This window comes from Geobacillus sp. YHL (assembly GCF_022341265.1).
Lineage (GTDB): Bacteria > Bacillota > Bacilli > Bacillales > Anoxybacillaceae > Geobacillus > Geobacillus thermoleovorans.
In genome coordinates this window covers 210,876-231,577 of the sequence record NZ_JAEIGB010000003.1, presented here as the reverse complement: position 1 = coordinate 231,577, position 20,702 = coordinate 210,876, and the positions used below count along the sequence as shown (strand labels likewise).

Sequence of the window (20,702 nt, the reverse complement as noted above, 5' to 3'; positions counted from 1 at the left end):
CCTTCCGTCGGTTATTTGCGCATTTTCGGGTCAAGCGCATCGCGGATTCCGTCTGCCACCAAGTTGAAGCTTAAAATGAGCAAGCTGATGACAACGGCCGGAATAATCATCAAATGCGGATATGTTTGGATCGATTTGTATCCATCATTGACAAGCGAGCCAAGCGACGCTTCCGGCGGACGGATGCCAAGGCCGATAAAGCTCAAAAACGCCTCAGTGAAGATGGCCGATGGAATCGTGAACATCGTCGTAATAATGATCGGGCCGATGACGTTCGGGATCAAATGTTTGAAAATGAGCCGTGATGTCGGCGCTCCGAGCGTCCTTGCCGCCAACACGTATTCCATGTTCTTTAATTTCAACACTTGTCCGCGCACGATCCGCGCCATCGTCGTCCAACCGGTAATGACCATCGCCAACGTGATGGAAATGATTCCAGGCTCAAAAATCAAAATGAACAAAATGACCATAATTAAATACGGAATGCCGTTTAAAATTTCGATGATCCGCTGCATCACATTGTCGACGCGGCCGCCATAGTAGCCGGAAATGCCGCCGTACGCAATCCCGATCAATAAGTCGATCAACGCCGCGAGCAAACCAATGTAAAGTGAGATGCGCGTGCCATACCACGTTCTCACCCACAAGTCGCGTCCTAAGTCATCCGTGCCAAACCAATAGTACTCTTTCACGCCGCGCTGTTTATATACATCAACGCCGTTCGCATCCCGGCCGTCAAACGGAAGCCAATGAACATGCTCGAGCACCGGGATTTTCGGCGGAAGTTTCGCATGCCGCAAGTTTTGATCTTTATACGTCCGGTCGCTCGCCATCGGGGCGATGATCGCCATGAGCGTCAAAATGATAATCATCACGAGCCCCACGATCGCTGCCTTGTTTTCCCGAAGGCGAAGCCAAGCATCCTGCCAAAACGTCAAGCTCGGACGATTGATTTTTTCCTGCTCACCGACGTTCGGCGGGGCGGGCTGAAACCATTCCGGTGAAAGTTGTTCGTATTGTTGTTTCGCCATCATTTTTTCCCTCCCGCTAACCGGATGCGTGGGTCGACAACCCCGTACAACACATCAACGATAAAGACGGCCAAAATCAACAAGGCGGAATAAAACAACGTCGTTCCCATAATAACCGGGTAATCGTTCAGTTCGATCGAACGGACAAACTGCTCTCCAAGACCAGGGACAGCAAACAGTTTCTCAATGACAAGCGTTCCCGTCATTAAATTGACGGTCATCGGTCCTAAAATGGTAATGACGGGGATAAGCGAGTTGCGGATGGCGTGCTTGATGATAACCCCCGCCTGGCTGATCCCTTTCGCCCGAGCCGTCAAAATGTAGTCAGAGCTTAACACTTCAAGCATTTCCGTGCGCATAAAGCGGGCGATGCTAGCGATGACCCCGACAGACAGCGCCAATGTCGGGAGAATCGTATATTTGAAGCCTTCCCAAAAAGCGACCGGAAGCCATTGCAGTTTCACAGCGATAAAATATTGCAAAAACCCCCCTAACACAAACGACGGGATCGAGGCGCCCAACACCGCAATGACCGTAGCGGTGTAATCTTCCCAATGATTATGTCGAATCGCCGCGACAATTCCGAGAATCAACCCAACGATCGTCCCAAAAACAATCGCCTGAAACCCGAGCTGGGCCGACGGGCCGATTCGATCGCTGATGAGCTCTGTCACTGGGCGGTTGTCATATTGGAACGATACCCCCAAGTCTCCTTTCAACAAATTCCCTAAATATTGAATGTATTGAACAGGCACGGGCTTATCCAATCCGTACTCTTTTAAAATAAGCGCCTTCTGTTCCGGCGTTAATTTCTCTTGGTTCTGAAGCGGCGAACCAGGCAACAGCTTCATTAAAAAGAACGTCAACGTCGCAATGATAAATAACGTGATAATCATATAAACGAACCGCTGAAGCGTATACCGCGCCATGACCGCACCTCCTCTGCTTTTCTATAATCTTCGTTGTTTTTCGACATTTTTCGCCTTGGCAGGCAAAAGGAGAGTATATGCCTAGGCATATACTCTCCTCCGCATTTTCAAGAGAACAACGGATTACTCGACATACGCCCATTTCAAGCTGTAGTCGGCGCCGAATGTATGCGTGACGAAGTCTTTGACATACTCGCGTTGCAAATAGGCAGCGCCGCGTTGGTACAGCGGAGCGATCGGCATTCCTTCAAAGACGATTTTTTCTGCTTTCAGCATCGCATCCCAACGAGCTTGCTGATCGTTGGCAAGCGTCGTTTGCGCGTCTTTGATCAGCTTGTCGTACTCAGGATTCGACCAGCCTGTTTCGTTGTGCGGGCTTGTCGACGTCCAAAGCTGCAGGAACGTCATTGGGTCTTGATAGTCCGGACCCCAGCCGGAGAACGACAAATCATATTGCATGTTGCTTTCGAGCTTCAGTTTTTGTGCAAACGGTTGTTGCTTAATGTTGATCGTCAAGCCCGGCAAGTTTTGTTCAAGCTGCGCTTTCACATACTCGCCGATTTTCTTCGCGTTGTCGGTGTCATAGTTCAGCAATTCAAGCGTAAATTTGTCTTTGCCCAGCTCTTTTTTCGCTTGCTCCCACAATTTTTTCGCTTCATCCGGATTGTAATTGACCAAATCGCCATTCACATCGCGGAAGTCTTTGCCATCCGGACCGGTGACGAAGTCTTTCGGAACGGTGAACTTCGCCGGAATCGAACCGTTGTTCAAGAGCGTATCGACCATCGCTTGCGTGTCGATGGCCATCGCAATCGCTTTGCGGGCGTTGACGTTGTTCAACGGTTCTTTTTTCGTGTTCATGCGCAGCCAATAGAGCGACGGATCCAATTTCGTATGGAAGTTTTTGTCGTTTTTGTACTTATCCACGAACTCCGCCGTCAAGCCGACGCGGTCCGCTTGTTTTGTTTCATACAAGTTGACGGCTGTCGCCGTGTCTTTCACGACTTTCACATTGACTTTTTCCAGCTTGACGTTGTCTTTGTCCCAGTAGTTCGGGTTTTTCGTATATACCCAACCTTGTTCGTGCTTCCACTCGCTCAACACGAACGGGCCGTTGTACAATGTTGTATTCGCTTCCAATCCATATTTGTCGCCTTGAGCTTTGACAAATTTTTCGTTTTGCGGCATAAACGTGCCAAACGCTGTCAAGCCGACGAAATACGGAACTGGGTTTTTCAGCTCGACTTTCAAGGTGTAGTCATCAAGGGCTTTGACGCCGACTTGGTCAAGCGGCACCTTGCCTGTGTTGGCTTCTTCCGCGTTTTTAATGTCGTACATGATGTACGCATATTCCGATTTCGTCTTCGGATCAAGCACGCGCTTCCAGGCGAATTCGAAATCGTGCGCCGTCACCGGATCGCCGTTGGACCATTTCGCATCTTTGCGAAGCTTGAATGTATACGTTTTGCCGTCTTGGCTCACTTCATAGCTTTCCGCGATCCCTGGCACCGGCTTGTTGTCTTTGCCTAAACGGTACAGACCTTCCATGACGTTGTTCAAAACAATGAACGACACCGCATCAGTGGCGAGCGCCGAATCAAGCGACGGGATCTCTTGGATTTCAAGCAAGTTCAGCACCTGCTCCTTCTTCTCCGCCGGCTTTTCGCCGCCCTGGCCGCCTTGGGCGTTGTCGTTGTCCTTGCCCCCGCCGCAAGCCGCGAGGAACGTTGACAGCGCGAGAAGCAGGACGAGGAAGAAAGAAAATCGCTTCTTCACTAAAAAACCCCCCTTAGGTTTATGTAGTGTATTACAAATCTTCTGAACTATTTGGTTTCAGAAGATTGTACTTACATCGCTTATTATATCCTGTGTTAGTATATTTGAAAAGGATTTTTTTATTTCCTTAAATAAAAAAATTTCAAACTAATTAAAAACAAGATAGGGATCGGATTCATTTACATTTGCATTGTAATGACTTTTTCCGCAATTGTAAACAAAAAATTTCTGCTACAGAAAAAAAGAAAACGCTTACAATATAATTTTTTTGCCCTTCCCCTTGGCTCCAAAGCAAATCCCTCCTTAAATTCCATATTTCTTCTATATTTTTTAATATAATTTTGTTAATAATTTTGATAATCTTCCCGCCCACACGATTTATGATAAAATAAGCAGTGAGAAGGGAAAGGCGGGAACAGACGATATGAAACAAACGGCTGTGCGGACTGGATGGCTCGTCGCCGCGATGCTGGCGGCAAGCGCACTCATCGTAATAGGGCAAGGAGCATGGAGTACGGTGGCTTTTATTAACGTTTCGTTTTTGCTCTCCCTTTTGCCTCTGTCGCTCGGCGGGCTTTTGTTTGTTTATGAACGCGGGTTTTTCAGCGGATTCGCATACGGGTTTCGCCGATTGCGCAGAAGCAGCGCGAGGGTGGAGCGGTATCTTGAGGAAGCGGCAGCAGAACATGAATCGGATGAGCTGCTCGGTCCGCGGCGTTTCGCCATCACGTATCCGCTTCTCTTTTCTGGTCTGCTTCTGTTTCTGGCGATGATTGCCGCCGGATATGCCGTGCAATAAGGTTGCAACAGCTGAATGTTTTTCGTATAATATAAGGCAAATCTCGAATAAACCGAGCGATGAGAAAGAAAAGTACATATGGCGATGCCTTCAGAGAGCTTGTGGACGGTGCGAACAAGCGGCTAGCCATATGGAATGGGCTTTCGAGCTTCCCGCCGAACCGGCGACGCAGTAGGCGGGGACGTTCCCCGCGTTACAGGGGGCCATGCGCTAAGCATGGGTTGAGCGATTGCGCTTGTCGGCGCAATAAGTAGGGTGGCACCGCGGTCCTACCGTCCCTATCAGAGGGATGGCGGGGCCTTTTTTATTTTTTGCTTGAGGGAGTGAAGATCGATGAAAACCATTTTTTCCGGCATTCAGCCAAGCGGCGTCATCACCCTTGGCAACTACATCGGGGCGCTGCGGCAGTTTGTCGAGCTGCAGCATGAATACAACTGCTATTTTTGCATCGTTGACCAACACGCCATTACCGTTCCGCAAGACCCACACGAACTGCGGCAAAACATCCGCCGCCTCGCCGCTTTGTATTTAGCAGTCGGCATCGACCCGACGCAAGCGACGTTGTTCATCCAGTCAGAAGTGCCGGCGCACGCTCAAGCCGCTTGGATGCTGCAGTGCATCGTTTATATCGGCGAACTTGAGCGGATGACGCAATTTAAAGAAAAATCGGCCGGCAAAGAGGCGGTCAGCGCCGGACTGCTCACGTACCCGCCGCTGATGGCCGCTGACATTTTGCTTTATAACACCGACATCGTCCCGGTCGGCGATGATCAAAAGCAGCATATCGAATTGACGCGGGATCTGGCCGAGCGCTTCAACAAACGGTATGGCGAGCTGTTCACGATCCCTGAGGCGCGCATTCCGAAAGTCGGCGCCCGCATCATGTCGCTTGTCGACCCGACGAAAAAAATGAGCAAATCCGACCCCAACCCGAAAGCGTACATCACACTGCTTGACGATGCGAAAACGATCGAGAAGAAGATCAAAAGCGCGGTCACCGACTCAGAAGGAACGATTCGCTACGACAAAGAAGCAAAGCCGGGCATTTCGAACTTGCTCAATATTTATTCGACGCTATCCGGTCAATCGATCGAGGAGTTGGAGCGGCAATACGAAGGAAAAGGATACGGCGTCTTCAAAGCCGACCTCGCTCAAGTCGTCATCGAAACGCTTCGACCGATTCAAGAGCGGTATCACCATTGGATGGAAAGCGAGGAGCTTGACCGCGTGTTGGATGAAGGGGCGGAAAAAGCAAATCGGGTTGCATCGGAAATGGTGCGCAAAATGGAGCATGCCATGGGGCTCGGGCGGCGGCGGTAAATAGCCGCATCCAGCGAAGCCATACAAAAACGGGCAGGCGCCTATCGCCTTGGCCCGTTTTTTAATTGACTTTTGGTTCTTGCTCCATTTCCCACAGTTTTTCGAAAAATGGCTGCCCTTTGATCAAGTTTTCGCACAGCTGCTCATGCCGTTCGGACCACCCGTATTTCGTCTCGTTATACAATTGTTCCCACGCTTCATCAAAAGACATGTTTTGAATAGCGGCGTATTTTTCCGGCGCCCATTCCGTATACCAATAGCGCATCTGGGCAGTATTTTTTGTCGAATAAAGCTGGTCAAGCGCCATAAACAACAGCTGTTTCAACTGCCGCTCTTTGCGCGTGAGTCCGCACATCAGTTCCGGAGCCGGCGATAAAATGTGGTATTCTTTTTCATACCTTGGCAGCGGATAGTCCCGTTCCTCCGCTTCGGCCGCCATTTCGTAGACGAGTTGTTCCTGACGCGGAATGAGACGGCTTTTGCGAATCGGGATTTGATAACCGATTGTATCGACAGCCAAAACGCCGGCGCCGTCCGTGACAACGAAACAATAGTCCAGCTGAATGCGTTCATGGTTTTTGCGGACATACGCCTTCTGATGCACATCGTCTAGCAGCGGTTTTGGAAGATCGGACAAGCTGTTTTCAATGTAATGAAACAGGGCCGGGGATACTTTTAACAGCGGCACTTGGTCGAGCAGCTCGATTTGATCGTCCTTGCGCCATTCATGGAAATGGCAGACGTTGTATCCGTTCTCTTCTCCTTCAAACCAATTGACCCAAATGTCGTGCAGATAAAGCATGCGAGACCCCTCACTTCCAGACGTGTTTGTCCATCAGTATAGGCAGAGGGGGAGAATTTTATTCCATTTCGTCCTCTTTTCCCCTCTAGGAGCTGCGGCTTGGAAACGTCAAGCTCCCCCACATCAAAAGAAGGCCAATAGGGAATAAATAACATTCCACCCTTGTCGAAATATAAGACAAGTATTCGTGAAAACCACGCTCTGGGGTGATGATGTTTAAATAAGCGATCACCATCATGCCGCCGACGACTGAAAAACCGAAACCGACCAAATAAAAAAACAGGCGGACCACCGGGCTTTCCCTTCCTTCTTGTCCACGTCCTTGTTCTACATATATGTCGGCGCCATGGACAACATGCCTGTTTGCGCCCGATGCCCCTAAGATTCTTGTGATAACCGGACAGCGGCGGTCGCCATGCGGTTTCGAGCTAAGACGCTCCTTGCTGTTTGCCTGAAAAGCCCGCCAACTCCGCGATGCCTTTCGCTTCCATCTTCATCAATTGGGCGAGCGAATAGCCTCTTTCTAGGCAACGACGGATGATGGCATACCCAACGGCATAGCCCCCCATTTTCGGATGCCATCCAAGCCCGTACAAAATGCGGGAAGTATGCGGATGCGAAACGGGCAAATGTTGGTTCGGGACAATATAACGCCGCCAAAACCGTTCCATCTCCCGATCGGTGTAATACTTCGTCCATCCCGCACACTGTTCGGCGCCGACTGTCTCGGCGACGGCATGCTCCGCCAATCCTTCCATCACGACGGCATCCAGCAACGTCGCATCTTCGCCTTCGTTCGGCAACTGCTTGAGACGGCATACATGGTTGTATTCATGCGCCACCAACGCGGCGATCTCCTCGTCGCAATGATCAGGCAGCAAGAAGAAAAACAATTTATCAGCAAACGCCACCCCGCCTTTTCCTTGAAACTCGCGCGCAAGCTTCCAGTTTTCGTCATCGGCCGGCAGCAAACATACCGGAACGTCTGGCCCCTTCCATATCCCCCGTTGCCGTTCATACAAACGGCCAAGACGTTCCCAAAGACGGCGCTCTTTCATCTCCGGCAAAAGCCGCTCGGCCTGTCGAGTGCTTCGGTACATGCCATACAGCCGTAAATAGCTGTAAATCTCACGCGCCGGCATCTTGCCAAAAAGCGGCGCCAACCGTGCGCACAACCGGAGCGGATCGCCTTCATCCTCTTCCAGCCATCGATCGGTCGGAAGCAATCCCATCGCTTTTCCCTCCTTTTCTCTTACGTTATGTCGGCAGGGAAAAGACGGTGAAACAAAACAAAAAAGAGAGCCTGACGCTGAACCGAACCCGCCGTTAGTCACGCGTTTTCAGCTCTGCTCAACCAAGGCTCTCCTTTTCATCCATTACGCGTATTTTTGAAAAATCAATGTCGCATTATGGCCGCCAAATCCAAATGAGTTGCTTAAGACCGCACGCACGTCTTGCTTGCGCGCTTCATTCGGCACATAGTCGAGGTCGCATTCCGGATCCGGTGTTTCGTAGTTGATCGTCGGCGGAATGATGCCGTCGCGGATCGCCAGCACGGAGAAAATGGCTTCCACCGCGCCGGTCGCCCCGAGCAAATGCCCGGTCATCGACTTCGTCGAGCTGACAGCGAGCTTATAGGCATGATCGCCGAATACTTCTTTGATCGCCGCCGTCTCATACTTATCATTGTACTCGGTGCTCGTGCCGTGGGCGTTGATGTAATCGATCTCCTCCGGCTTCAGGCCAGCGTCTTGAAGCGCCTGGCGCATCGCCCGCACGCCGCCTTCGCCGCCCGGCGCCGGCGCGGTGATATGGTACGCATCAGCGGTCGCGCCGTAACCGACAATTTCGGCGTAAATCTTCGCGCCGCGGCGCAACGCGTGCTCCAATTCCTCAAGAACAACGATGCCTGCTCCCTCACCCATGACGAAACCGTCGCGGTTTTTGTCAAATGGGCGGCTCGCCGTTTTTGGATCTGGATTGGTTGAAAGAGCCGTATTGGCGCAAAAACCGGCGAACGACATTTTCGTAATCGGCGCTTCCGTCCCGCCGGTGATCATGACATCGGCGTCGCCGCGCTGAATGACTTTAAACGCATCACCGATCGAGTTCGCCCCGGTCGCGCAAGCGGTCACCGTGCACGAATTGATCCCTTTCGCTCCGAGGATGATCGATACTTGCCCAGCGGCCATATCCGGGATCATCATTGGCACGAAAAACGGGCTCACTCGGCGATAACCGCGCTGCTGGAAAATCTCAAACTGCTGTTCAAACGTCTCCATGCCGCCGATGCCAGAACCAATCCAGACGCCGACCCGTTCAGCGTTGCTTTCATGAATGTCGAGATTGGCATCTTTGACCGCCATGAGCGCCGCCGCGACGGCGAATTGGGTAAATCGGTCCATCTTCCGCGCCTCGCGGCGGTCGATAAACAGCGACGGATCGAAGTCTTTCACTTCCGCCGCCACTTTCGCCGGAAAGTCGTCCGGATTGACGCGAGTGACAATGTCGATGCCGGACTGGCCGGCGATGATGTTTTTCCACGTCGTTTCTGCGTCATTCCCAAGCGGGGTGACGGCGCCTATGCCTGTCACGACGACTCGTCTTTTTTCCATCGTTTCCGTCTCTCCTTTTTTATTTCGATAATATACGTGCCGTTAACGGCCCCAGCGCAAAGCGATCGCGCCCCACGTCAGCCCGCCGCCGAAGCCGACCATAATGATGAGATCATCGTCATGGATTTTGCCCGCTTCCAACTCTTCTACAAGCGAAATCGGAATAGATGCGGCCGACGTGTTGCCATATCGACGGATGGTTGTCGATATTTTCTCTTCTGGCAGCTCGAGCCGCTGTCTGGCCGCTTCGACGATGCGAATGTTCGCTTGATGCGGAATGAGAAAGTCGACATCGTCTTTCGTGAGCCCGGCTTTTTCAAGCACACGCACGCTTGATTCTCCCATTTGCCGGACGGCGAACTTGAATACTTCACGGCCGTTCATGACGATATATTCGTCTTTGTATAAATGTTTTCCTCCTGTTCCGTCAGCTCCCAACTCGAAAGATAAAATCCCGCGCCCGGGCGACACCGGACCCATGACGACCGCTCCGGCGCCGTCGCCGAACAGCACCGCCGTGTTGCGGTCGGTCCAATCGGTGATTTTCGATAGTTTGTCTGCCCCCACTACTAATATATACTTGTAGGCGCCTGTGTCAATAAATTGGGCGGCCGTGACCATCCCGTACATAAACCCCGCGCAGGCAGCGCTAATATCAAGCGCAGCGGCGTTGACGGCGCCAAGCCGCTCTTGCAGCATGCAAGCGACCGACGGAAACGGACGGTCCGGGGTGACAGTGGCAACTAAAATGAGATCAATGTCCTTCGCCTCCATGCCAGCGTCTTGAAGCGCCCTTTTGGCGGCAAAATACGCCATATCGGACGTATCAATGTCATCCGCGGCGATGCGGCGCTCCTCGATCCCAGTGCGCGTTCGGATCCATTCATCCGATGTATCCATCATTTTTTCCAAATCAAAGTTGGTCAACACTTTCTCCGGCACATAGCGGCCGACCCCGATAATTCCTGCTCCCATATGGTCCATCTCCTCTTTCCCAAAATGGCGAAAAAATGCTCACGCTGACAACCAAACTTGAATGTACAATCAGTATACATCACCAATTATTATTACTTGGTACTAATTTTAGCCGAAAGAGCGTGGATGCGCAATAGAAAACGAAAGTTGAACGAGCGCTTTCCGTTCCCCTAAGGCATTTGTCCAAACCGCTTTTTCCTTTCTGCCATACAATACAAATACGAGCAACCATCGCATGAAAGCAATACAAATACGAGCAACCATCGCATGAAAGGGAGGATCGCCCATGGCCAACGGCGAAGCGCAACAACGTCGCGAACGGCAAGACCATTTTTCCCGTCTAATGTTCGGATCTTTTCCTTCTCGCGCAACCGGCGAGCGCGAAGATCAAGGGAGCGGGGCAGAACCGCCTTTACTGCCGAACATCGATTTCATGAAGCTGTTTGAAAACGTCAATACGCTAGCCGACTCATGGCAACAATTAAAACCGCTCGTGAAAAAGATCACCTCGCTCGTCGACTTATTGAAAAAATAGCAGGGGCTGATCCAAAAAAGCGGTAATACCCCTATCTGAGGCAACATGGAAAAATAGACCACCTTGAAAACCCGGTACAACCAAGGGGTCAGAGGTGGTCTTTTCAATACTTGGGTGAAATTTCATCAAAAAGAGCTTTTGAGTCAGCTCCTGCCCTTATCGTTTACGGGAGTTCATTGTATTGGCAGAAAAATTGCCCGATTTGCCGAGCCAGTTGGCGCCGTTTCTCCGGCAGCTCGTAAACGACGCGCACCCGGTTGTTTGTCGTTTTCATCCATTGTTCATATTTACGGCTATGCAAGGCGGATGGATACGGGCTCACTCCGGCCAGCTGCCAAATCGTCACCGGAACGTCATGAGGACTGAGAAAGAGGGACGGAACAGCCTCCGGCACCTCTTCTTCTTTCAAGCCATAGGCAGTCGCGATTTCCCTCACCATCCGCCGGTACACGAATGGATGTTCTTGTTCATAGTCAAGCTGGGCGCGTACGTCAAGGCAAGGGTTGATCATGGCGACGGCGCGGATTTGACTTGGCATGGCGCCAAGCAGTTGCAAGGCAACGAGCGCGCCCATTCCTTCGGCAACGATATAGATGCGCTGGTTCACAATTTCGCTTTTCAACACCGAGTAAATGAGCTGGCGCGCCAGCCGGACCGCTTTCGGACTTCCCCAATGCCGGCCGTACAAATGGGACGAAAAGACCGTATACCCACGTTTCAACCAATCTCCCAGCCATTGGCGCCGCCCCGGATGTTCGAGCCAAAAACTCGTCTGTTCGTTCACAAAATGGTCGCCGTCGCCCATTAAAAAAAGGGCAAACCCATTTGGGCGCTCCGGCACGTGAACGATGCACCATTGCTCATCGAGTTGAAAAAACCGCCGTTGTCCTGCCATCGTTTCCATTCACCCTTGTTTGGCAATGCATAATGGTACAGTATACGATATGCGCGGCCAAAAAAAACGTCCGGGTATATGCCTACGCGACAAATTGTGATAAGATAAGAAAAGGAATGACGAGAAGATGGGAGGAACAAAGATGCGCTTGTTTTGGACGTTTTTTTGGACGTTTTTGCTCGTGCAAATGGCAACGTACGTCATGGGCTCGATGCAAGGGATCGGCTATAACTTCGCAACCGGTGCTTTGCTTGGCGTCATCGTGACGATCTTAGTCTTCGTGATTGCAGCCCTGATTCCGGACGAGCCGGCCGGGGATCACCATCATTGATCATTCGCTTCATAAGACAACGCCTTGGGGTGAAAGTCCCAAGGCGTTGTTTTTTGTCATCTTTAACCGAGAATCCTCCCACTTCAACACCTATATATAGATGCAATTTGAAGCTTTAACATTTGTAGCTTTTACCGAGCATTTGATCGACTGTCGGGCGACCGAACAACGCCGCTTTCAGACCCATGTATGGGTTATGGGTCTGTGAAGCGGGTGGTTGTTCGGGTCTTCCGTCACGCCTTGGCGTGACGGAGGCAAGCCTGTGGCTTGCCTTCGACAGTCGAAAAATGGACAAGCGACTTTTCCATCAAGGATATGTTAAACTTTTTCGTTGCATCTATATAGGTGTCAATGGAGGAGCATTCCATCCCTATTGATCTAGACTTGTGTTTTCCGTCCATGCTCAAACAATGCGACCAACCCGGCAGACAGGAAGCACGTCTCTCCGCGTCGGCGGCGCCCCCTTCAGCTCGTTTGCGCCGACGGACGAATGACGATCTGCCCGTTGTCAACATCGACCGTGACGGTGCTGTAATCTTTCACCCGCCCAGCGATCAGCTCTTTCGCAAGCGGCGTTTCGATTTGCTTTTGCATAAACCGTTTGAGCGGGCGGGCGCCGTATACTGGGTCGAAGCCCGCTTCGGCGATGTATTGCTTCGCTGCTTCGGTCAGCACGAGTTCGATATGCCGATCGGCCAAACGGGCCGACAGCTCGCGGGCGAACTTTTCGACGATGCCTTTCACTTCATTCATCGACAATGGCTTAAACAAGACGATATCGTCGATCCGGTTTAAAAATTCTGGGCGGAAATGGGCGCGCAGTTGGTCAAACACTTGTTTGCGCGTTTCTTCATCGATGTCGCCCTGTTTGTTTTCCAACAACAGCGGCGATCCGATGTTCGATGTCATAATGACGACCGTGTTTTTAAAGTCGACCGTCCGCCCTTGCGAATCGGTGAGCCGTCCGTCATCCAGCAGCTGCAGCAGGATATTGAACACTTCCGGATGAGCTTTTTCGATTTCATCGAACAACAGAACGGAATACGGCTTGCGCCGCACTGCCTCGGTCAGCTGGCCGCCTTCCTCATAGCCGACATAGCCAGGCGGCGCTCCGATCAAGCGGGAGACGGCGTGTTTTTCCATATACTCGGACATGTCAAGACGGATGAGCTGCTCCTCGCTGTCAAACAGCGCCTCGGCGAGCGCTTTGGCCAGCTCCGTTTTGCCGACGCCGGTCGGTCCGAGGAACAAAAACGATCCGATCGGGCGGTTCGGGTCTTTCATGCCGGCCCGCGCCCGCAAGACGGCGTCAGCGACAAGCTCGACCGCTTCGTCTTGACCGATGACCCGTCTATGCAGCAATTCATGAAGGCGAAGCAGCTTTTCTCTCTCTCCCTCGACGAGGCGGGTGAGCGGAATGCCCGTCCAGCGTGACACGATTTCGGCAATCTCTTCTTCCGTCACTTCCTCGCGCAGCAATTTCCCTTCACTTTGCTCACTGATTTCTTGCTCGAGCTGTTTGAGTTGCTTTTCCAACTGCGGAATGCGGCCATGGCGAAGCTCCGCCGCCTTGTTTAAATCATACTCGTTTTCCGCCTCTTCCAGTTCGCGTTTTGCCCGCTCGAGCGCCTCGCGCAAACGGCGGACGCGGTCAAGCGCCTCTTTTTCTTTTTGCCATTGCGCTTTCATGGCGTTCGCCTTTTCACGCAAATCGGCAAGTTCTTTTTGCAATGCCACAAGCCGCTCGCGGCTCGCTTCATCCGTTTCTTTGCTTAAGGCCGCCTCTTCAATTTCAAGCTGCATGACGCGGCGCATCACTTCGTCCAGCTCCGACGGCATCGATTCCATTTCCGTCCGGATCGTCGCGCACGCTTCATCGACCAAATCGATCGCTTTGTCAGGCAAAAAGCGGTCAGAGATGTAACGGTCGGACAAAACGGCGGCCGCGACGAGCGCGCGATCGTGGATTTTCACTCCATGGTGCACTTCATACCGTTCTTTCAATCCGCGCAAAATCGAAATCGTGTCCTCGACACTCGGCTCTTGGACAAGCACTTGTTGGAAGCGGCGCTCGAGCGCCGGGTCTTTTTCGATGTATTGCCGGTACTCATCAAGCGTCGTCGCCCCGATGCAGCGCAACTCGCCGCGGGCAAGCATCGGCTTGAGCATATTGCCGGCGTCAATCGCCCCTTCCGCTCTGCCGGCGCCGACGATTGTATGCAGTTCGTCAATAAATAAAATGATGCGGCCGTCGCTTTTTTTGATTTCATTGAGCACCGCTTTCAGCCGTTCTTCAAATTCACCGCGAAACTTTGCTCCGGCGACGAGCGCGCTCATATCAAGAGCGAAAATCGTTTTGTCTTTCAGCCCTTCCGGGACGTCTTTGCGCACGATGCGTTGAGCGAGCCCTTCGACAATAGCGGTCTTCCCGACGCCCGGCTCGCCGATCAACACCGGGTTGTTTTTCGTCTTCCGCGACAAAATGCGGATGATGCGGCGAATTTCACTGTCGCGGCCGATGACCGGGTCGATTTTTCCCGCTTTCGCTTCCGCGACAAGGTCGCGCCCGTATTTTGCCAACGCTTCATAGGTTGCTTCCGGATGTGGACTCGTCACGCGTTGATTCCCCCTTACGTTTCTCACTGCCGCTAATAGTGCTTCCTTCGTCAGTCCAAACGACGCCAGCTGCCGAGCGACCGGCTCGGCGCCATGAGGCAACGCGAGCAGCACATGTTCGACCGATATGTACTCGTCTTGCATTCGCTTCGCTTCGTTTTCCGCCTCCTCAAGCAGCCGCGCTAAGGCGGGCGCAACATACAGCTGCCCGTCCGCCCCATGCACTTCAGGCTTTTGGCGAAGCTGGCTGCGAAGCCAGTCAGCGGCCTTTTCCTTGTCGGCGCCGGAAAGCTCCACGAGTCGCGGCGCCAGGCCGCCTTCTTGTTCGAGCAGCGCAATCAGGAGATGCTCGACATCAAGCTGTTGATGATGTCGTTCTTTGGCGAGCGACTGCGCCGCCATCAGCGCCTCTTGCAGTTTTTCCGTCAAACGGCTTGCGTCCATGCCGTTCCCTCCATTTGACCTTCTTTGACCATAAATCATTATAGCCGATCGCGAAGCACACGGCAAATCAAAAGCCACTCCATACTTGGAATGGCTTTTGTTGTACTTCACGGTTTGCGCAAATACGTCCAATGCCGATTATGGTTCGACGTTTCCGGGAACGTATCGCCGGCTTTCAGTTTCAGCTTTTTCGGGTGTTTTACATTGTCGCCCGTTTCGCCGATTTCAATGTACACGCCGTTGTTTGGCGCTTTATCCCCTGGTTTGAAATGGCGCGGTTGGCCCATTTGTTTCATCCCCCTTGCTTCGATTGCATTTGTTAGCATTCCCGGTTTTGCCGCTGTTCATAAGAAGGGAAATGATGGGGCCGCCGCACACGGAGCGTCAAGCCTTCACAATAAAAACGTTTTTTCTCATGAAAATCCTTTTCCTTGCAAAGAACGAAAAAGGAACTCCCGAAACGGGAATTCCTTTTTCCTATAGGATCGACACTAAAATCGCTTTTTGGGCATGAAGCCGGTTGCCGGCCTGCTCAAATACGACCGAGTTCGGGCCGTCCATGACGCCGGCCGTCACTTCTTCGCCTCGATGGGCCGGCAGGCAATGCAAAAAGAGGTAATCGGGTTTGGCCGCTTTGGCGAGCTCTTCATTCACTTGGTACGGCTGGAACACTTGAAGCCGCTCGGCGCTTTCGCTTTCTTGGCCCATGCTCGTCCATACGTCCGTATAAATCGCATCCGCTCCGGCCACTGCCTCAAGCGGGTCGTGCGTCACAACAACTGTTGCTCCGGTTTTCTCGCCGATCTGGCGCGCTGCCTCGACGTATTCCTCCTTCGGCTCATAGCCTGGCGGACAGGCAATGAAAATATCCATTCCCACTTTTGCTGCGGCCGCAAGCAAGGCGTTGGCGACGTTGTTGCCGTCGCCGACATAGGCGAGTTTGACGCCTTGGAACGTTTTCTTCGCTTCGTAAATCGTCAGCAAATCCGCCAGCGCCTGGCACGGATGATCATCGTCCGTCAAGCCGTTGATGACCGGAACGGACGCATACTCGGCCAATTCCTCGACTTTTTGATGGGCAAACGTCCGAATCATAATGACATCGACGTATTGCGACAAGACGCGCGCCGTATCCGCAATCGTTTCACCGCGGCCAAGCTGCAAATCGTTGCCGTTTAAATACATCGCCTGGCCGCCAAGCTGGATCATGCCGACTTCAAACGACACGCGCGTGCGCGTTGAGGGCTTTTCAAAAATCATCGCCATTGTTTTGCCGGAAAGCGGCGCATACGGCACGCCGGCTTTTTGTTTCGCTTTTAAATCGGCTGCTAGCGCCAACAAGTCCATAATTTCGTCTGTTGAAAAATCGAGCAGCGTTAAAAAATCTCTCCCTTTTAATGACATCACTGCATTCATGCGATCACCGCCTGTTCTGCCTGTTTTTTCTTTTCCAACCAGCCGTGGATCGGCTGCACATCAAGATGATCCACATCGAGCGCCTGCAAGAAGAGCTTCAATGTCTCACGTTCCGTGAAGACGAGCAATTGTCGGGACAACGCAGTCATTCGTTTGTTTGCCTCGTCTTCCTCTTTGCCCAAGTTGATCACCGCGAGCGCCGTGTCGCGCTTCACCCAATCGGCAAACGGGACATCTGACACGATCACAAGCTGTTTCGCTTCGATTTCCGCGGCCAGCGTCTCATCGATGCCGCCAATCACATACATTTCATTGGCGTTTGCTTTCTTTCGCAAGTACGCGTAAAACGCTTTGTACGCCGCTTCTTCCTTCGTCGCAGCGATGCTGATGCCTTCACCGGTCGATTTCATCTCCGGTCCAACCATCGGGTCAACCCCGGGCAGCTTATGGGTCGAAAAGACCGGATACTTTAACACGGCGTACGGCATGACCGCCAATCCGCGAGCTTTTTCGTCAACGATGTCGACGAGTGATTTCCCAAGCAATAACTTTGTCGCAATTTGCGCCAATGGCACGCCGGTCGTTTTGCTGACGATCGGCACCGTCCGGCTGGCGCGCGGATTCACTTCCAGGACGTATACATTGCCGTCCGCAATGACGTATTGAATGTTCATGATTCCTTTAAAGCCAAGTTTTTTCGCAATCCGACCCGCATAGTCGATGATTTTCGCTTTTTCTTCGTCTGTGAGCGTCTGCGCCGGCAGCCAAGCATAGCTGTCGCCGGAGTGGACGCCGGCTTTTTCGACATGTTCGATAATCGTCGGCAGTAAAATGTCCGTCCCATCCGTGGCGATGTCGGCCTCCGCCTCTTTCCCGTCCAAATACGCATCGATCAAAATCGGATATGTCAACTCGCCTTGCTCAATCAAAGCGGCGAGCTGCGCCTCGCTATGGACGATAAACATGCCGCGGCCGCCGATGACATACGACGGGCGAAGCAGCACCGGGCAGCCGATCTCGGCCGCTTTGGCGGCGAGCTCCTCGGCGTTGTTCGCCATCAAGCCCGGTACGTGCGGGATGTCAAGCTCCTCGAGCAACTGGTAAAAACGATCGCGATCCTCAAGCTGGTCAATCATATCGTACGTGACGCCAAGCAGCGGCACACCTGCTTCTTCGAGTCCTTTGACCAAATTGATCGCCGTCTGTCCGCCAAACTGAACGATGACATGCTTGATTTGTTCCGCTTCAATGACATCCAAGACGCTCTCTAAGGTAAGTGGCTCAAAGTAAAGGCGGTCGGCGACGGCAAAGTCCGTGCTGACGGTTTCTGGATTGTTGTTGATCATCACCGTTTCATAGCCTTCTTTTTGCAAGGCGAACACGCTATGAACGGAGCTGTAGTCAAACTCAATGCCTTGGCCGATGCGAATGGGTCCAGCTCCAATGATCAGCACTTTCTCCTTGCCGCTCGCTTTCTTCCGCTCGTCTTCGCCGAAATAGGTTGAGTAGTAATAATCCGTTTCCGAATGAAATTCGGCCGCGCACGTGTCGACCATTTTGTATGACGGCACGATGCCAAGTTCCTTCCGCTTGTTGCGCACATCAAGCTCCGTCACGCCCCACGTTTCGGCCAAAAAGGCGTCGCTTGCCCCTTTTTCTTTCAAGAAGCGCAACGTCGGCTCATCGATCGTATCGATCGTGGTGGCTGCCGCCTGTTTTTCGAGCGCCACGAGCCGTTCGAACGAAGCAAGGAAAAAGCGGTCGATTTTCGTCCATTCGTGAATGGCTTCGACCGCCACCCCGCGGCGGAGCAGTTCCAAAATGGCGAAAAAGCGGCGGTCGTCTTTGTCGACAAGCAGCTGTTTCAGCTCGTCATCCGTTTTCGCCGAAAGCTCCGGCAAAAACAGTCCGTTGTTTTTTCCTTCGAGCGACTGCACCGCTTTTTGGAACGCTCGCTCCATGTTGCGGTCGATCGCCATCACTTCCCCGGTCGCTTTCATTTGCGTACCGAGCTTCCGATCCGCGTGCGGGAACTTGTCAAACGGCAAGCGCGGAAACTTGACGACGACGTAGTCCAAGGCCGGCTCGAAGCTGGCGTACGTCGTTTTCGTCACCGGATTGACGAGTTCCGCGAGCGTATAGCCAACCGCCAGCTTCGCCGCAATGCGGGCGATTGGGTAGCCGGTCGCTTTCGAGGCGAGCGCTGACGAGCGGCTGACGCGCGGGTTGACTTCGATTAAGTAATATTGTTTGCTGTTCGGGTCAAGGGCGAACTGAATGTTGCAGCCGCCGATGATCCCTAATGCGGAAATGATCTTCACCGCCGACGAACGGAGCATTTGGTACTCCTCATCGGTCAACGTCTGCGACGGTGCGACGACGATCGAATCGCCCGTGTGGATGCCGACTGGATCGACGTTTTCCATATTGCAAACCGTGATGCACGTATTCGACTGGTCGCGCATCACTTCGTATTCAATTTCTTTAAACCCGGCGACGCTCCGTTCGATCAAACATTGGCGGATCGGGCTTTCGGCCAGCCCTTTTTCCACGAGCGCGAGAAACTGCTCCATGTTTTCGGCAATGCCGCCGCCCGTCCCGCCGAGCGTATACGCGGGACGAATAATGATCGGAAAACCGATTTGTTCGGCAAACGCGACCGCTTCCTCAACGCTTGTGACAATTTCGCTCTCCGGCACCGGTTCGCCAAGCTCATGCATTAACGCGCGGAACGCTTCGCGGTCTTCCCCGCGCTTGATCGCTTCAATCGGTGTTCCGAGCAGTCTCACCCCATACTTTTCAAGCACGCCGGCTTCATGCAGCTGAAACGCCAAGTTGAGCCCTGTCTGGCCGCCGAACGTGGCGAGCAGCCCGTCCGGGCGTTCTTTGGCAATAATCGCTTCGACCGCATCGACGGTGAGCGGTTCAAAATACACGGCATCGGCATGAACTTCATCGGTCATGATCGTCGCCGGATTGTTGTTCACTAAAATGACGCGATATCCTTCTTCCTTTAAGGCGATGCACGCTTGTGTGCCGGAATAATCAAACTCGGCGGCCTGGCCGATGACAATCGGCCCCGACCCGATCAGGAGAATCGACTGAAGCGAAGAATCTTTAGGCATACACGTTCTCTCCCTTGAACACGGTTTGCAAAAATTCGTCGAAAATATAGCCGGTATCTTGCGGCCCCGGATGCGCCTCCGGATGGTATTGCACCGACAAAATCGGTTTATGGCGATGGACGATGCCTTCGACCGAGCCGTCGTTGACGTTGATGAAGCGGATGTCAAACGGCTTGCCCGCCAAGCTTTCCTCTTTGACGACGTAACTATGATTTTGCGATGTCATCATCACTTTTTGCTTCCCGGCGTCCCACACCGGCTGATTGGCGCCGCGGTGCCCGAAGCGGAGTTTTTCCGTATCCGCCCCGTACGCTAAGGCGACAAGCTGATGGCCAAGGCAAATCGCAAGCGTCGGATACCGGTCGATCAGCTGACGGATAGCGGGAAGCTGATGGCTTAACTGTTTCGGATCGCCCGGGCCGTTCGAGAGGACAAGCCCGTCCGGTTTCAGCGCGTCAATCGCTTCCGGCGCCGTATCATGCGGCACGACCGTCACCCGGCAGCCGCGTGCAAGGAGCGACTGCAAAATCGACTTTTTATAGCCGAAATCGATGAGCACCAAATGCGGCCCGGCTTCGCCGTATGTTTCGATCGTTTTCGTTGACACCGCGCGCACTGGAAACGCCGCTTCCTCATCAGCAACTGCTGGAATCGGCGACAAACTTAATTCCGCCATCATCGTCCCAGCGGTGCGGATTTCTTTCACAAGGGCGCGCGTGTCCACGTGCGTGAGAAGCGGAATGTTCCAATGCTGCAAGTATTCTGCCAAGCTGTATTTCGCCCCGTAATGAAATCCTGTGCCGCTCGCTTCGTAGACGACGACCGCTTCGACGTGCGGCCGCTTGCTTTCAAAATCGTCTTCATTAATGCCATAATTGCCGATCAGCGGGTACGTAAAAACGATGATTTGGTTTTTATACGACGGGTCGGTCAACACTTCTTGATAACCGGTCATGCCGGTGAAAAAAACGATCTCCCCGCTCACCTTTTCTTCAAGCGGAGCGGCGAGCTCGCCGCTGAACGTTTTTCCGCTCGCCACATGCAAGTACGCTTTCATTGGCGCCACCTCATCGTTTGAGTTTTTATAACCGTT

At 52.8% G+C, this 20,702-nt stretch carries 18 protein-coding genes and 1 other annotated feature; of the genes, 4 read left to right on the top strand and 14 right to left on the bottom strand.

Annotated elements, in window-relative coordinates; genetic code table 11:
- Positions 1–11: 11 nt before the first annotated feature.
- From opp3C to JCR24_RS05540, 3 genes are all read right to left on the bottom strand, one after another.
- Positions 12–1,034, bottom strand: coding sequence for an oligopeptide ABC transporter permease (gene opp3C / locus JCR24_RS05550; RefSeq protein WP_013146073.1), 1,023 nt, complete (start codon positions 1,032–1,034; stop codon positions 12–14).
- Positions 1,031–1,960 (bottom strand): oligopeptide ABC transporter permease, encoded by a 930-nt coding sequence (gene opp3b, locus JCR24_RS05545; protein ID WP_011230313.1) that lies wholly within the window; start codon positions 1,958–1,960, stop codon positions 1,031–1,033. The genes opp3C and opp3b overlap by 4 nt, the downstream gene beginning before the upstream one ends.
- Before the next feature lie 123 nt (positions 1,961–2,083).
- Entirely contained in the window at positions 2,084–3,736 is a 1,653-nt protein-coding gene (locus tag JCR24_RS05540; protein WP_238980243.1) for a peptide ABC transporter substrate-binding protein, read from the bottom strand.
- A gap of 424 nt (positions 3,737–4,160) precedes the next feature.
- Here JCR24_RS05540 and JCR24_RS05535 point away from each other — a divergent pair, with 424 nt between their 5' ends.
- Together JCR24_RS05535 and trpS are read left to right on the top strand one after the other, a co-directional pair.
- Positions 4,161–4,535: a DUF3899 domain-containing protein gene (locus JCR24_RS05535; protein WP_238980242.1), complete on the top strand. Its 375-nt coding sequence runs from the start codon at positions 4,161–4,163 to the stop codon at positions 4,533–4,535.
- A 50-nt stretch (positions 4,536–4,585) separates the two neighbouring features.
- Positions 4,586–4,818 (top strand) — a binding site (T-box leader).
- Positions 4,819–4,868: 50 nt separating this feature from the next.
- Entirely contained in the window at positions 4,869–5,855 is a 987-nt protein-coding gene (gene trpS, locus JCR24_RS05530) for a tryptophan--tRNA ligase (protein WP_020753715.1), read from the top strand.
- Positions 5,856–5,916: 61 nt separating this feature from the next.
- Here the strand turns inward: trpS and JCR24_RS05525 are convergent, their stop codons facing one another.
- The 5 genes from JCR24_RS05525 to JCR24_RS05505 form a co-directional block, all read right to left on the bottom strand.
- Positions 5,917–6,657, bottom strand: a complete 741-nt coding sequence (locus tag JCR24_RS05525) for a YjbA family protein (RefSeq protein ID WP_069304058.1) — start codon at positions 6,655–6,657, stop codon at positions 5,917–5,919.
- An 85-nt stretch (positions 6,658–6,742) separates the two neighbouring features.
- The gene (locus JCR24_RS05520) at positions 6,743–6,949 is read right to left on the bottom strand and encodes a YuzI family membrane protein (RefSeq protein ID WP_015374150.1); all 207 of its coding nucleotides are present in this window, start codon (positions 6,947–6,949) and stop codon (positions 6,743–6,745) included.
- 136 nt (positions 6,950–7,085) lie between these two features.
- On the bottom strand, positions 7,086–7,889 hold the full coding sequence (locus tag JCR24_RS05515; protein ID WP_238980241.1) for a DUF2268 domain-containing putative Zn-dependent protease: 804 nt from the start codon (positions 7,887–7,889) through the stop codon (positions 7,086–7,088).
- A gap of 144 nt (positions 7,890–8,033) precedes the next feature.
- Positions 8,034–9,272 carry a beta-ketoacyl-ACP synthase II gene (gene fabF / locus JCR24_RS05510; RefSeq protein ID WP_238980240.1) on the bottom strand — a complete coding sequence of 413 codons (1,239 nt, stop codon included), beginning with the start codon at positions 9,270–9,272 and terminating at the stop codon, positions 8,034–8,036.
- Positions 9,273–9,314: 42 nt separating this feature from the next.
- Positions 9,315–10,247: a beta-ketoacyl-ACP synthase III gene (locus JCR24_RS05505; protein ID WP_011230305.1), complete on the bottom strand. Its 933-nt coding sequence runs from the start codon at positions 10,245–10,247 to the stop codon at positions 9,315–9,317.
- Positions 10,248–10,533: 286 nt separating this feature from the next.
- Here JCR24_RS05505 and JCR24_RS05500 point away from each other — a divergent pair, with 286 nt between their 5' ends.
- Positions 10,534–10,782 (top strand): hypothetical protein, encoded by a 249-nt coding sequence (locus tag JCR24_RS05500; protein WP_015374147.1) that lies wholly within the window; start codon positions 10,534–10,536, stop codon positions 10,780–10,782.
- Between the two features lie 163 nt (positions 10,783–10,945).
- Here JCR24_RS05500 and JCR24_RS05495 read toward each other — a convergent pair whose 3' ends face one another.
- Positions 10,946–11,686: an alpha/beta fold hydrolase gene (locus JCR24_RS05495; protein WP_020753723.1), complete on the bottom strand. Its 741-nt coding sequence runs from the start codon at positions 11,684–11,686 to the stop codon at positions 10,946–10,948.
- A 133-nt stretch (positions 11,687–11,819) separates the two neighbouring features.
- Here JCR24_RS05495 and JCR24_RS05490 point away from each other — a divergent pair, with 133 nt between their 5' ends.
- The gene (locus JCR24_RS05490) at positions 11,820–12,008 is read left to right on the top strand and encodes a YjzD family protein (protein ID WP_011230302.1); all 189 of its coding nucleotides are present in this window, start codon (positions 11,820–11,822) and stop codon (positions 12,006–12,008) included.
- 465 nt (positions 12,009–12,473) lie between these two features.
- On the opposite strand, the gene clpB is transcribed toward JCR24_RS05490, so the two are convergent.
- The 5 genes from clpB to JCR24_RS05465 all read right to left on the bottom strand — a co-directional run bounded on the left by clpB (position 12,474) and on the right by JCR24_RS05465 (position 20,666).
- Positions 12,474–15,068, bottom strand: a complete 2,595-nt coding sequence (gene clpB, locus JCR24_RS05485) for an ATP-dependent chaperone ClpB (RefSeq protein WP_238980239.1) — start codon at positions 15,066–15,068, stop codon at positions 12,474–12,476.
- A gap of 107 nt (positions 15,069–15,175) precedes the next feature.
- Positions 15,176–15,355: a YjzC family protein gene (locus JCR24_RS05480; RefSeq protein ID WP_011230299.1), complete on the bottom strand. Its 180-nt coding sequence runs from the start codon at positions 15,353–15,355 to the stop codon at positions 15,176–15,178.
- A gap of 190 nt (positions 15,356–15,545) precedes the next feature.
- Positions 15,546–16,484: an ornithine carbamoyltransferase gene (gene argF / locus JCR24_RS05475; RefSeq protein WP_069304055.1), complete on the bottom strand. Its 939-nt coding sequence runs from the start codon at positions 16,482–16,484 to the stop codon at positions 15,546–15,548.
- Positions 16,481–19,609: a carbamoyl-phosphate synthase (glutamine-hydrolyzing) large subunit gene (locus JCR24_RS05470; RefSeq protein WP_238980238.1), complete on the bottom strand. Its 3,129-nt coding sequence runs from the start codon at positions 19,607–19,609 to the stop codon at positions 16,481–16,483. Before JCR24_RS05470 ends, argF begins: the two co-directional genes overlap by 4 nt.
- Positions 19,602–20,666 (bottom strand): carbamoyl phosphate synthase small subunit, encoded by a 1,065-nt coding sequence (locus tag JCR24_RS05465; protein ID WP_014195160.1) that lies wholly within the window; start codon positions 20,664–20,666, stop codon positions 19,602–19,604. Before JCR24_RS05465 ends, JCR24_RS05470 begins: the two co-directional genes overlap by 8 nt.
- Between the last annotated feature and the right edge of the window lie 36 nt (positions 20,667–20,702).